At 68.0% G+C, this 12009-nt stretch carries 12 protein-coding genes; 4 read left to right on the top strand and 8 right to left on the bottom strand.

Annotated features, from left to right (window positions below; all coding sequences use genetic code 11):
• Positions 1 to 528 precede the first annotated feature (528 nt).
• The 3 genes from AOK17_RS31125 to thyX all read right to left on the bottom strand — a co-directional run bounded on the left by AOK17_RS31125 (position 529) and on the right by thyX (position 4200).
• Entirely contained in the window at positions 529 to 2214 is a 1686-nt protein-coding gene (locus AOK17_RS31125) for a ribonuclease J (protein WP_055615917.1), read from the bottom strand.
• A gap of 134 nt (positions 2215 to 2348) precedes the next feature.
• Positions 2349 to 3248, bottom strand: coding sequence for a 4-hydroxy-tetrahydrodipicolinate synthase (gene dapA, locus AOK17_RS31120; protein ID WP_055615916.1), 900 nt, complete (start codon positions 3246 to 3248; stop codon positions 2349 to 2351).
• Positions 3249 to 3459: 211 nt separating this feature from the next.
• Positions 3460 to 4200: an FAD-dependent thymidylate synthase gene (gene thyX / locus AOK17_RS31115; RefSeq protein WP_055615915.1), complete on the bottom strand. Its 741-nt coding sequence runs from the start codon at positions 4198 to 4200 to the stop codon at positions 3460 to 3462.
• A 230-nt stretch (positions 4201 to 4430) separates the two neighbouring features.
• On the opposite strand from thyX, the gene AOK17_RS31110 reads away from it, so the two are divergent.
• Both AOK17_RS31110 and AOK17_RS31105 read left to right on the top strand, forming a co-directional pair.
• Positions 4431 to 4670, top strand: a complete 240-nt coding sequence (locus AOK17_RS31110) for a hypothetical protein (protein ID WP_055615914.1) — start codon at positions 4431 to 4433, stop codon at positions 4668 to 4670.
• 120 nt (positions 4671 to 4790) lie between these two features.
• The gene (locus AOK17_RS31105; protein WP_055615913.1) at positions 4791 to 5351 is read left to right on the top strand and encodes a hypothetical protein; all 561 of its coding nucleotides are present in this window, start codon (positions 4791 to 4793) and stop codon (positions 5349 to 5351) included.
• A gap of 95 nt (positions 5352 to 5446) precedes the next feature.
• Here the strand turns inward: AOK17_RS31105 and AOK17_RS31100 are convergent, their stop codons facing one another.
• From AOK17_RS31100 to rpsO, 5 genes are all read right to left on the bottom strand, one after another.
• Entirely contained in the window at positions 5447 to 5899 is a 453-nt protein-coding gene (locus AOK17_RS31100; protein WP_055615912.1) for a tetratricopeptide repeat protein, read from the bottom strand.
• Between the two features lie 5 nt (positions 5900 to 5904).
• A complete protein-coding gene (gene dapB, locus AOK17_RS31095; protein WP_055615911.1) occupies positions 5905 to 6657 on the bottom strand; it encodes a 4-hydroxy-tetrahydrodipicolinate reductase in 753 nt (250 codons plus the stop codon).
• A gap of 28 nt (positions 6658 to 6685) precedes the next feature.
• Positions 6686 to 8065 carry a M16 family metallopeptidase gene (locus AOK17_RS31090; protein ID WP_055615910.1) on the bottom strand — a complete coding sequence of 460 codons (1380 nt, stop codon included), beginning with the start codon at positions 8063 to 8065 and terminating at the stop codon, positions 6686 to 6688.
• On the bottom strand, positions 8062 to 10278 hold the full coding sequence (locus AOK17_RS31085; protein WP_055615909.1) for a polyribonucleotide nucleotidyltransferase: 2217 nt from the start codon (positions 10276 to 10278) through the stop codon (positions 8062 to 8064). The genes AOK17_RS31090 and AOK17_RS31085 overlap by 4 nt, the downstream gene beginning before the upstream one ends.
• 279 nt (positions 10279 to 10557) lie before the next feature.
• Complete coding sequence (rpsO, locus tag AOK17_RS31080; protein ID WP_019075416.1) at positions 10558 to 10845, bottom strand: 30S ribosomal protein S15; 288 nt, start codon at positions 10843 to 10845, stop codon at positions 10558 to 10560.
• Between the two features lie 299 nt (positions 10846 to 11144).
• Here rpsO and AOK17_RS31075 point away from each other — a divergent pair, with 299 nt between their 5' ends.
• Together AOK17_RS31075 and AOK17_RS53645 are read left to right on the top strand one after the other, a co-directional pair.
• Positions 11145 to 11441 (top strand): DUF397 domain-containing protein, encoded by a 297-nt coding sequence (locus AOK17_RS31075; RefSeq protein WP_055615908.1) that lies wholly within the window; start codon positions 11145 to 11147, stop codon positions 11439 to 11441.
• 416 nt (positions 11442 to 11857) lie between these two features.
• A partial coding sequence (locus AOK17_RS53645; protein WP_281198648.1) for an SCO5717 family growth-regulating ATPase occupies positions 11858 to 12009 on the top strand: 152 nt, incomplete at its 3' end.

Raw genomic sequence — 12009 nt, 5'->3', positions numbered from 1 at the left:
CTCTCCGTGAATGTATTCCCGCAATCGGGACGACACCACGAGAGCGGAACAGTCGAGCGGAATAAGCCCGACTGTTCACAGCGTCCTCGCTGTGCGCCTACCGGAACAATGCCCGGCAGGACTTTTTCAAAGGAACCTCGTCCCAGCCATGACGGCCGGAGACGGGGTATCAACATATCTGGCGTTGATTTTTGGCACGCTGTTGAGTTCTCAAGGAACGGACGCTTCCTTTGTACTCACCCTCTCGGGCTTTCCTCCGGGCTTCCCTTCGGTCTTGCGTTTCCGACTCTATCAGACCGTTTTCCGATCCGATTTCCTCGGCGCTTTCCAGGTTTTCGCTTTCGCGTTTCCCTTTCCGGCGACTCCGACTTTATCAGAAGTTCTGAGTCGGAATTCCCGCCCCGGTCGGGGTGGTCCGGACACGCAGTTGTGCCGGGTTCCCGTTCAGGCGGAGCCGTAAACGTACTGGAGCGGGGCGCCCCGATGCAAATCGAGGGGCCCCGCTCCGGGTTCACGCGTACGAGGTGCTCAAACCTCGACCACGACCGGCAGGATCATCGGCCGGCGGCGGTAGTTGTCGGAGACCCATTTGCCCAGCGTGCGGCGGATGAGCTGCTGCATCTGGTGGGGTTCGACGACGCCGTCCTGGGCCGACCTCTCCAGGACCTCGTTGATCCTCGGAAGGACGTCGGCGAAGGCGGAGTCGTCGATGCCCGAGCCGCGGGCCTGGATGTGGGGACCGCCGGTGATCTTGCCCGTGCTGGAGTCCATCACCACGAAGACCGAGATGATGCCCTCGTCGCCGAGGATCTTGCGGTCCTTCAGCGCGGGCTCGCCGACATCGCCGACCGAGAGGCCGTCGACGTACACGTATCCCGCCTGGACCTTGCCGGAGATCTTGGCCTTGCCTTCGACGAGGTCGACGACGACGCCGTCCTCGGCGATGACGATCCGGTCGTGCGGGACGCCGGTGAGGGCGCCCAGCTCGGCGTTGGCGCGCAGGTGGCGCCATTCGCCGTGGACCGGCATCAGGTTGCGCGGCTTGCAGATGTTGTAGAAGTACAGGAGCTCGCCCGCGGACGCGTGGCCCGAGACGTGCACCTTGGCGTTGCCCTTGTGGACGACGTTGGCGCCCCAGCGGGTCAGGCCGTTGATGACGCGGTAGACCGCGTTCTCGTTGCCCGGGATGAGCGACGACGCCAGGATCACCGTGTCGCCCTGGACGATGCGGATCTGGTGGTCGCGGTTCGCCATGCGGGACAGCGCGGCCATCGGCTCGCCCTGTGAGCCCGTGCAGACGAGGACGATCTCGCGCTCGGGGAGGTCGTCGAGCGTCTTGACGTCGACGACCAGGCCCGGCGGGACCTTCAGATAGCCCAGGTCTCTCGCGATGCCCATGTTGCGGACCATCGAGCGGCCGACGAAGGCGACCCGGCGGCCGTACTCGTGGGCCGCGTCCAGGATCTGCTGGATGCGGTGGACGTGGCTGGCGAAGCTGGCCACGATGATCCGCTTGCTGGCGCCGGCGAAGACCTGGCGCAGCACGTTCGAGATCTCGCGCTCGGGCGGGACGAATCCCGGGACCTCGGCGTTCGTGGAGTCCGAGAGGAGGAGGTCGATGCCCTCTTCGCTCAGACGCGCGAACGCGTGTAGATCTGTCAGACGACCATCCAGCGGAAGCTGGTCCATCTTGAAGTCGCCGGTGTGGACGACCATGCCCGCAGGAGTGCGGATGGCGACCGCGAGGGCGTCCGGGATGGAGTGGTTGACCGCGACGAACTCGCAGTCGAAGGGACCGATGCGCTCTCGGTGGCCCTCCGCGACTTCGAGCGTGTACGGACGGATGCGGTGCTCCTGGAGCTTCGCCTCGATGAGGGCGAGGGTCAGCTTGGAGCCGATGAGCGGGATGTCCGGCTTCTCGCGGAGGAGGAAGGGGACGCCGCCGATGTGGTCCTCGTGACCATGGGTGAGGACGATGCCCTCGATGTCGTCGAGACGGTCCCTGATGGAACTGAAGTCCGGCAGGATCAGGTCGATTCCGGGCTGCTCCTCCTCCGGGAAGAGCACGCCGCAGTCGACGATCAGAAGGCGGCCTCCGTATTCGAAGACCGTCATGTTTCGGCCGATTTCTCCGAGGCCGCCGAGCGGGGTGACCCTCAGGCCGCCCTTCGGGAGGACCGGCGGAGCGGCGAGTTCAGGATGCGGATGACTCAAAAGACTCTCCTCACCACACGCGCCACGTACCTGGCAGGGCACGTGGCGCGCGTGACGTTCGTGCAGTAGCAGTTGTCTGGTGGTGCAGGCCCTCCGGCCTGCGGGTCGTGCGTATTCAGTTGTGAAGTCTGTGGTTAGAGCTGTACCCCGCCGGCGGCAAGATCGATCTTGAGCTGGGCGGTCTCCTCGGGCGACAGGCCGACCATGGGCAGACGCAGCGGCCCGGCGGGCAGGCCCTGGAGGGCGAGCGCGGCCTTGGTCGTCATCACACCCTGGGTGCGGAACATGCCGGTGAAGACCGGAAGCAGCTTCTGGTGGATCTCGGTGGCCTTCTGGACGTCACCGCTGACGTACGCGTCGATCATGGCCCGCAGCTCGGGGGTGACGACGTGACCGACGACGGAGACGAAGCCGACCGCGCCCACGGAGAGCAGCGGGAGGTTCAGCATGTCGTCGCCGGAGTACCAGGCGAGGCCGGAGCTGGCGATGGCCCAGCTGGCACGGCCCAGGTCGCCCTTGGCGTCCTTGTTGGCGACGATACGCGGGTGCTCGGCCAGACGCACCAGCGTTTCCGTGTTGATCGGGACACCGCTGCGGCCGGGGATGTCGTAGAGCATCACCGGGAGTTCGGTCGCGTCGGCGATGACCTTGAAGTGCTGGTACAGGCCCTCCTGCGGGGGCTTGTTGTAGTACGGCGTGACGGTCAGGAGACCGTGTGCGCCGACCTTCTCGGCCGACCGGGCGAGCTCGACGCTGTGGCGCGTGTCGTTCGTTCCGACGCCCGCGACGACGTGGGCGCGGTCGCCGACCGCCTCCAGTACGGCTCGTACGAGATCCGCTTTCTCCGCGTTGCTCGTGGTCGGGGACTCGCCGGTGGTGCCGTTGACGATCAGGCCGTCGTTGCCTGCGTCCACCAGGTGGGTGGCGAGCCGCTGAGCGCCGTCGAGGTCGAGTGCGCCGTCCGCCGCGAAGGGCGTGACCATTGCGGTGAGGACCCGCCCGAAGGGGGTCTGCGGAGTGGAGGTCGGAGCCATGGGTAACACGCTACTCGCTGCTCAACGTGCGGTCTGCCCTCGGGGGCGGCGACAAGTCATGACAAAGGAGGAGCCCGGCACTGCCTGCTCGGGGGTTCAAGCAGTGCCGGGTCCGTTTGATCAGGCTAGATGAACTTCTCGAAATGCCGCAATACGGACACTTCGCATGGTTGACCCGTACACATGTGCCCGACCGGGTGACGGAGGTGCGTTACGGAGCCACGCGCCCGTTGGCATTGAAGGCGGCGTACGTGAGAGGCATGAGCCGGGCCCATTCGGCTTCCATCTTCTCGCCGACCATCTCGATCTCCCGCTGGGGGAAGGACGGGACCTTCGCCAGCTCGTGCTGGGTGCGCAGGCCGAGGAAGTGCATCAGCGAGCGGGCGTTGCACGTCGCGTACATCGACGAGAAGAGGCCGACCGGGAGGACAGCACGGGCGACCTCGCGGGCCACGCCGGCGGCGAGCATCTCCTGGTACGCCTCGTACGCCTGGCGGTAGGAGTCCTCCATGACGCGGCCCGTGAGCTCCTGCTGGGCCTGGGTGCCGTCCACGAAGACGTACTTGCCGGGGCGGCCCTCCTGGACCAGCTTGCGGGACTCCCCCGGGACGTAGAAGACCGGCTGGAGCTCCCTGTACCGGCCCGACTCCTCGTTGTACGACCAGCCCGCACGGTGACGCATGAACTCGCGGAAGACGAAGATCGGGGCGCTGATGAAGAACGTCATCGAGTTGTGCTCGAAGGGGCTGCCGTGCCGGTCCCGCATCAGGTAGTTGATCAGGCCCTTTGAGCGCTCCGGGTCCTTCTGCAGCTCGCCCAGGGACTGCTCCCCAGCGGTCGAGACGCGGGCGGCGAACAGCACGTCCGAGTCGGAGGCGGTGTGCTTGACCAGCTCGACGGTGACATCGCTGCGGAAGCTGGGCTTGAGGTCGTCGGCGGGTGTGTCGGTCACGGCTTGGAGGGTCCTTCCCATCACTGTCTCGGGCGGCGTCCACTCTACGGCCCGGCACTGACAACGGGGCGTTCGGTGCCGTGCCGCGACATCCATCGCCGAACTTCTGCGAAGTCGGTGAAACTGGGCACCAATTGGGGCTCTCGCTCGTCTGTATTGGTGACAGCGATTTGTTCGAGTCGTCTGTTCCGTCAGACCCCCTTCGAGTCTCCAGAGGAGAAGCGCACTTCATGTTTCGTCGGCGCGAGCCCGTTCCGTTCGCCTTCATCGCCGAAGCCGACAGGTTCCGCAGCAATGTCACTCCCCCACCGCGTCAGCGGGCCTCCGCCGGTGAGCTCGCGGGCCGATGGCTCATGGGCCTCACCGTGGTCGCGGGCCTCGTGGGCTCCCTGCTCATAGGGACGCCCGCCCTGTCGGCCGACAGCTCACCTGCGCATACGCAACAGTCGGACGCGTCGCAGGGCCGTTGACCCTCCTCCGGCCCGGATGGCCTGGGAGCACCCCCATGGACCCCCGAGGGTGGTGACCGGAGACCCCGCTAGGTAGCCTCACCGGGCATAGTCCATGCGTGGATTGAGTGAGGATCAGTCGTGCCCCTGCCCTTTCTGACCGCCGATCGCGCTTTCGACGAGGCGGGCGAGGATCTCGCGCTGCCGTTCGACGATCGCGACCAGTGGCGACGCCCCTACCGGCCCGGACCGTGGCGCGTCGCCGCGGCGGCACTTCTGCTGCTGCTCGCGTCGTACGTGCTGTTCGCGGCGGTCATCGTCGTGGCGGCCGGCAATCGGTCCGGTGGCGTGGTCTTCCTGGGGCTCGCGGCGCTCGTCATCGTGTGTGCCCTGCGGCTGCTGCGGATGGGCGCGTGGGTGAGCGCTTACGGGCTGCGCCGGGTCCGTTTCCTGATCACGAGCACGGCTCCCTGGGCGAAGGTCCAGACGGTGCGGACGGTCCAGCAGCCGGTGCGCTGGCTCGGGCTGCCGCGCACCGTGCAGGGGCAGGCGCTCGTCGTCATCAACGCCGACCGCTCCGGTGCCGAGCCGACACAGCTGCTGACCACGCACAACGCGGACTTCCTCGGGCGCCCCGACGCGTTCGACCGGGCCGCGGACGGCGTCGAGGTCTGGGCGGACGAGTACCGCGGGCACGCCTGACGATCGGCGCAGGCAACACAGACAGCATGGTGAAGGGGCCGGTCCGCGGGTGCGGACCGGCCCCTTCGCCGTGTCTGTGTGTCGGTGTCGGTGCCTCAGGCCCGTACAGGCTTCCCGTCGTGCAGCGCGATCGCGTGCTGCATCGCCTTGCGGGCCCGGGGAGTGTCGCGGGCGTCGTGGTAGGCGATGGCCAGCCGGAACCAGCTGCGCCAGTCGTCGGGGGCGTCCTCGGTCTCGGCCTTGCGCCTGGCGAAGACCTCGTCCGCCGAGTCGCGGTCGATCCGGCCGGCCGGGGTGCGCTTCAACTCGTCGACGGGCAGGCCGCCTTCGGCGTCGAGCTCGGCGGCGAGTCGGTTGGCCCTGCTGACGAACTGGGTGTTCTTCCAGAGGAACCAGATGCCGATCACCGGCAGGATGAGGACGGCGACGCCGAAGGTGACGGTGAGCAGGGTGCCGCTCTGTATGAGCATCACCCCCCGGCTGCCGACCAGGACGAAGTAGACGACCAGGACGGCCGCCGTGACGGCGTATGTGATCTTCGCGCCCATGGCGGTTACTTCAGATCCAGGAAGTGTTCCAGGCCGAAGGTGAGGCCCGGGGTGTCCACGACGCGGCGTACGCCGAGCAGGATGCCCGGCATGAAGCTGCTGTGGTGGAGGGAGTCGTGGCGGACGGTGAGCGTCTCGCCCTCGGCGCCGAGCAGCACCTCCTGGTGGGCCAGCAGACCGCGCAGGCGGACCGAGTGCACCGGGACGCCGTCGACGTCCGCGCCGCGGGCGCCGTCCAGGGCCGTGACCGTTGCATCGGGCTGCGCGGCACTGCCCGCCCGCTGACGGGCGGCGGCGATGAGCTGGGCCGTTCGGTGGGCGGTGCCGCTCGGGGCGTCCACCTTGTTCGGGTGGTGCAGCTCGATGACCTCGACGGACTCGAAGTACGGCGCGGCCACCTCCGCGAACTTCATCGTGAGGACGGCACCGATGGAGAAGTTCGGGGCGATGAGCACGCCCGTCTCCGGTGAGGCGGCGAGCGAGGTGTTCAGCTGCGCGAGGCGCTCGTCGGTCCAGCCCGTCGTCCCGACCACGGCGTGGATGCCGTGGCGGACGCAGAAGTCGAGGTTGCCCATGACCGAGGCGGGCGTGGTCAGTTCGACGACGACCTGGGCGCCGGCGTCCACCAGCGTCTCCAGCTTGTCGTCTCGGCCGAGGGCGGCCACCAGCTCCAGGTCCTCGGCCGCCTCGACAGCTCGTACCGCCTCGGAACCGATGCGGCCCTTGGCACCGAGGACCGCCACGCGCAGCTTGCTCATCTTCTTGCTTCCTTACCGGATTCGAGGGTTACGCGACCGCTTCGTGCAGACGGGAAGCCTGCTTGTCCTTCAGCGGGCCGATGACCGACAGCGAGGGCCGCTGCCCCAGGATCTCGCGCGCCACCTCCCGCACGTCGTCCGGGGTGACCGAGGCGATCCGGGTCAGCATGTCGTCGACGGACATCTGCTCGCCCCAGCACAGCTCGCTCTTGCCGATACGGTTCATCAGCGCGCCCGTGTCCTCCAGGCCGAGGACCGTGGAGCCGCGGAGCTGGCCGATGGCGCGGCCGATCTCGTCGTCCGACAGACCGTGCTCGGCGACCTGGTCGAGTTCGTCGCGGCAGATCTTCAGCACGTCGTGCACCTGGCTCGGGCGGCAGCCCGCGTACACGCCGAAGAGACCGCAGTCGGCGAAGCCCGAGGTGTACGAGTACACGCTGTAGGCGAGGCCGCGCTTCTCGCGGACCTCCTGGAAGAGGCGGGAGGACATGCCGCCGCCGAGCGCGGTGTTCAGGACGCCCAGGGCCCAGCGGCGCTCGTCCGTGCGGGCCAGTCCCGGCATGCCGAGGACGATGTGGGCCTGCTCGGTCTTGCGGCCGAGGAGCTCGACGCGGCCCGCCGTACGGATGGAGCGGGAGCCGTCGCGCGGGGCGATCGGCGTCGCGTCGGGCTGCTTGAGGGCGCCCGACTTCTCGAAGGCGGCCCGGACCTGGCGTACGACCTTGTTGTGGTCGACGTTTCCGGCGGCGGCGACCACGAGGTGGGTCGGGTCGTAGTGCTTCTTGTAGAAGCGGCGGATGCGGTCCGCGGTGAGGGCGTTGACGGTGTCGACCGTGCCGAGGACCGGGCGGCCGAGGGGGGTGTCGCCGAGCATGGTGTGCGCGAACAGGTCGTGCACGCAGTCGCCCGGGTCGTCCTCCGTCATGGCGATCTCTTCGAGGATCGCGCCCCGCTCGACGTTCACGTCCTCTTCGAGGATCAGCGAGCCCGTGAGCATGTCGCAGACGACGTCGATGGCGAGCGGGAGGTCGGTGTCGAGCACGCGTGCGTAGTAGCACGTGTACTCCTTCGCCGTGAACGCGTTCATCTCGCCGCCGACCGCGTCGATGGCGGAGGAGATGTCCAGGGCGCTGCGCTTCTGCGTGCCCTTGAAGAGGAGGTGTTCCAGGTAGTGCGTGGCGCCGTTCAGAGCCGGCGTCTCGTCGCGCGAGCCGACGTGCGCCCAGATACCGAAGGTGGCGGAGCGCACGGAGGGCAGGGTCTCGGTGACGATGCGCAGGCCGCCGGGGAGGGTGGTCTTGCGGACCGTACCGATGCCGTTCTCGCCCTTGATCAGGGTTTGGGTACGGGCGACGGCCCGCGCCTCCGAGGAGGTGCGGGCCGTCGCCGTGGAGCTACTCGACGTCACTTGTCGGTGTCGTCCTTCTTCTCATCGTCGCCTTCGCCCTCGATCACGGGGATCAGGGAGAGCTTGCCGCGGGAGTCGATCTCGGCGATCTCGACCTGGACCTTGGAGCCCACGCCGACGACGTCCTCGACGTTCTCCACGCGCTTGCCGCCGGCGAGCTTGCGGATCTGCGAGATGTGCAGCAGACCGTCCTTGCCCGGGAGCAGCGACACGAACGCACCGAAGGTCGTCGTCTTCACGACGGTGCCCAGGTAGCGCTCGCCGACCTCCGGCATGGTCGGGTTCGCGATGCCGTTGATCGTGGCGCGGGCGGCCTCGGCCTGCGAGCCCTGGGCGGCACCGATGTAGATGGTGCCGTCGTCCTCGATCGTGATGTCGGCGCCGGTGTCCTCCTGGATCTGGTTGATCATCTTGCCCTTCGGGCCGATGACCTCACCGATCTTGTCCACGGGGATCTTGACCGTGATGATCCGCGGGGCGTTCGGGGACATCTCGTCCGGCGTGTCGATCGCTTCCATCATCACGTCGAGGATGTGGAGGCGGGCGTCACGGGCCTGCTTGAGGGCCGCGGCCAGGACGGAGGCCGGGATGCCGTCCAGCTTGGTGTCGAGCTGGAGGGCGGTCACGAACTCCTTGGTGCCGGCGACCTTGAAGTCCATGTCGCCGAAGGCGTCCTCCGCACCGAGGATGTCGGTGAGGGCGACGTAGTGCGTCTCGCCGTTGATCTCCTGGGAGATCAGGCCCATGGCGATACCGGCGACGGGGGCCTTGAGCGGCACACCGGCGTTCAGCAGCGACATGGTGGAGGCGCAGACCGAGCCCATGGACGTCGAGCCGTTGGAGCCGAGGGCCTCGGACACCTGACGGATCGCGTACGGGAAGTCCTCGCGCGAGGGCAGGACCGGGACGATCGCGCGCTCGGCGAGCGCGCCGTGGCCGATCTCGCGGCGCTTCGGGGAGCCGACGCGGCCGGTCTCGCCCACGGAGTAGGGCGGGAAGTTGTAGTTGTGCATGTAGCGCTTGCGGGTCACCGGGGAAAGGGTGTCCAGCTGCTGCTCCATCCGGAGCATGTTGAGGGTGGTGACGCCCAGGATCTGGGTCTCGCCACGCTCGAACAGCGCCGAACCGTGCACGCGCGGGATGGCCTCGACCTCGGCGGCGAGCGTACGGATGTCCGTGACGCCTCGGCCGTCGATGCGGACCTTGTCCTTGATGACGCGCTCGCGCACCAGGGACTTGGTCAGCGAGCGGTACGCGGCGGAGATCTCCTTCTCGCGGCCCTCGAACTGCGGGAGCAGCTTCTCGGCGGCGATCTCCTTGATGCGGTCCAGCTCGGACTCGCGGTCCTGCTTGCCGGCGACGGTGAGCGCCTGGGAGAGCTCGCTCTTGACCGCGGCGGTCAGGGCCTCCAGGACGTCGTCCTGGTAGTCGAGGAAGACCGGGAACTCGCCGGTGGGCTTGGCGGCCTTGGCGGCGAGGTCGGCCTGGGCCTTGCAGAGCACCTTGATGAAGGGCTTCGCGGCGTCCAGACCGGAGGCGACGATCTCCTCGGTCGGCGCCTCGGCGCCGCCCGCGACCAGCGCGATGGTCTTCTCGGTGGCCTCGGCCTCGACCATCATGATCGCGACGTCGCCGTCCTCCAGGACGCGACCGGCGACGACCATGTCGAAGACGGCGTCCTCGAGCTCGGTGTGCGTCGGGAACGCGACCCACTGGCCGTTGATCAGCGCGACGCGGACGCCGCCGATCGGGCCGGAGAAGGGCAGACCGGCCAGCTGCGTGGACGCGGAGGCGGCGTTGATCGCCACGACGTCGTACAGGTGGTCGGGGTTGAGCGCCATGATCGTGGCGACGACCTGGATCTCGTTGCGCAGGCCCTTCTTGAAGGACGGGCGCAGCGGGCGGTCGATCAGGCGGCAGGTGAGGATCGCGTCCTCGGAGGGCCGGCCCTCACGACGGAAGAAGCTGCCGGGGATCTTGCCGGCGGCGTACATCCGCTCCTCGACGTCCACCGTGAGGGGGAAGAAGTCGAGGTTTTCCTTGGGCTTCTTGGAGGCTGTGGTGGCCGACAGCACCATGGTGTCGTCGTCCAGATACGCGACGGCGGAGCCGGCGGCCTGCTTGGCCAGGCGGCCCGTCTCGAAGCGGATGGTGCGGGTGCCGAAGGATCCGTTGTCGATAACGGCCTCGGCGTAGTGGGTCTCGTTCTCCACTAGCGTTTTCTCCGATACTTTTCGTCTTTTGTCCCGATCCGCCCGTGTGGCGGGGGGACGTGGGCGGAGAAGCGCGCCTTCTGGTGCGGGCCGGTCTTCGATCGAAGCACCCGGGGTTCGCATCGCCCGGGAGCCACTACCGAGGACCGGCGGCGGCGAGGTGCACTTCTCCTCGTGAAACTGCGTCGTGCTACCACACTACAAAGGTGCAGTGACACTCCGCACGTACAGCAAAGGGAGCGGCCCCCTAAGAGTGGGAACCGCTCCCTTCACGGCGTCTTACTTGGCGCCCGCCGCACCGCGGCGGATGCCCAGGCGGTCGACCAGCGCACGGAAGCGCTGGATGTCCTTCTTCGCCAGGTACTGCAGGAGGCGACGGCGCTGACCGACCAGGATGAGCAGACCACGACGGGAGTGGTGGTCGTGCTTGTGGGTCTTGAGGTGCTCGGTCAGGTCCGAGATACGGCGCGAGAGCATCGCGACCTGGACCTCGGGGGAGCCGGTGTCGCCCTCCTTCTGACCGAACTCGGTGATGAGCTGCTTCTTCGTAGCGGCGTCGAGCGACACGCGTACTCCTCGTAGTCTTTGAGTAGCCACCGAGTGCCCCTGGTCCACATCTCAGGGGAGCTTCCGTAACTCGGGAGGCGGGGATCCGCTGGGCGCGTCCTCCAGGGCCCTTGAGGGGCGGTCCGGGGGTGCGTACACATACGGCCGTCACACAGGGTACCAGGAGGTGGGGGTCCCACCGACCGGGGTTCCCGGAGTCCGGGGAGGCCAGGGGCGGTCCCAGTAGGGTGACGCGACAGTTCGTTCGTCAGGTCGGGGCCGTACGTCGGACGCGTACGCCGGGAAGGGGTCGCTTCGCCATGGCCGAGGCAGAGGACAAGGACGTCAAGGCGCGCAAGGAGCGGGAGAAGGACGAGCTCTACGCCCTCGACATCTCGGGCGTCGAATGGCAGAGCGCGCCGGGCACGGAGGAGCACGAGGAGCGGGTCGAGATCGCGTACCTGCTCGGGGGCGCGGTGGCCATGCGGTCGTCCCTCGACCCGGACACGGTCCTGCGGTACACGGAGGCGGAGTGGCGGGCCTTCGTGCTGGGGGCGCGCGACGGCGAGTTCGATCTGGAGCCTGCGCCGCACAATGGTGGGGTTTCGGCGGAGTAGCCGAGTAGGAGTAGCTGAGTAGCGGCGCAGTCGCCTTCGGGCGCACGAGGGGCCGGTGGCTTGTATGCCACCGGTCCCCTTTGTTGTGTCGGGGCAGCGCCTTGTTGTGTCGGAGTGCTGCACGGTGGGGTGGAGACGCGCTTCTTAAGCGCGCTTTTGTCCACTTTGCCGTCCGTACAAGGCCGTTCATACGTCACTTCTGGGCAGAGTGTGACGCAGTGGCTGGGACCGGAGGGGTGGACGGGCCTGCCGTGGGGGTGGTTGTGGTGATTAGGCTGGGGTGGGCGCGGCAGCAGAACCCGGGGACGGGGCCGCCGCGTCAGACAGGGGGATCCGGGGCGCGACGGACGGCCTCGGACGATCGGAACGGTCGCCCCAGCTCGGTATGAGGGTGCTCGACCACACCAGGAGGAATTGTGAACAGCGATCGGGACGGGATCCGCGGGGGCTGGGCCACACCCGGCGATGACCAGTCCGACGCGGAGTCCGCCGTCGAGACGACGGGCGAGTTCACCATCGACTACGCCCCTCCCGCCTGGTACACGCAGAACGCGTCGGGGAGTTCCTG

This window comes from Streptomyces phaeochromogenes, from assembly GCF_001418655.1.
Lineage (GTDB): Bacteria > Actinomycetota > Actinomycetes > Streptomycetales > Streptomycetaceae > Streptomyces > Streptomyces phaeochromogenes.
This window is presented reverse-complemented; position numbering and strand designations above follow the sequence as displayed.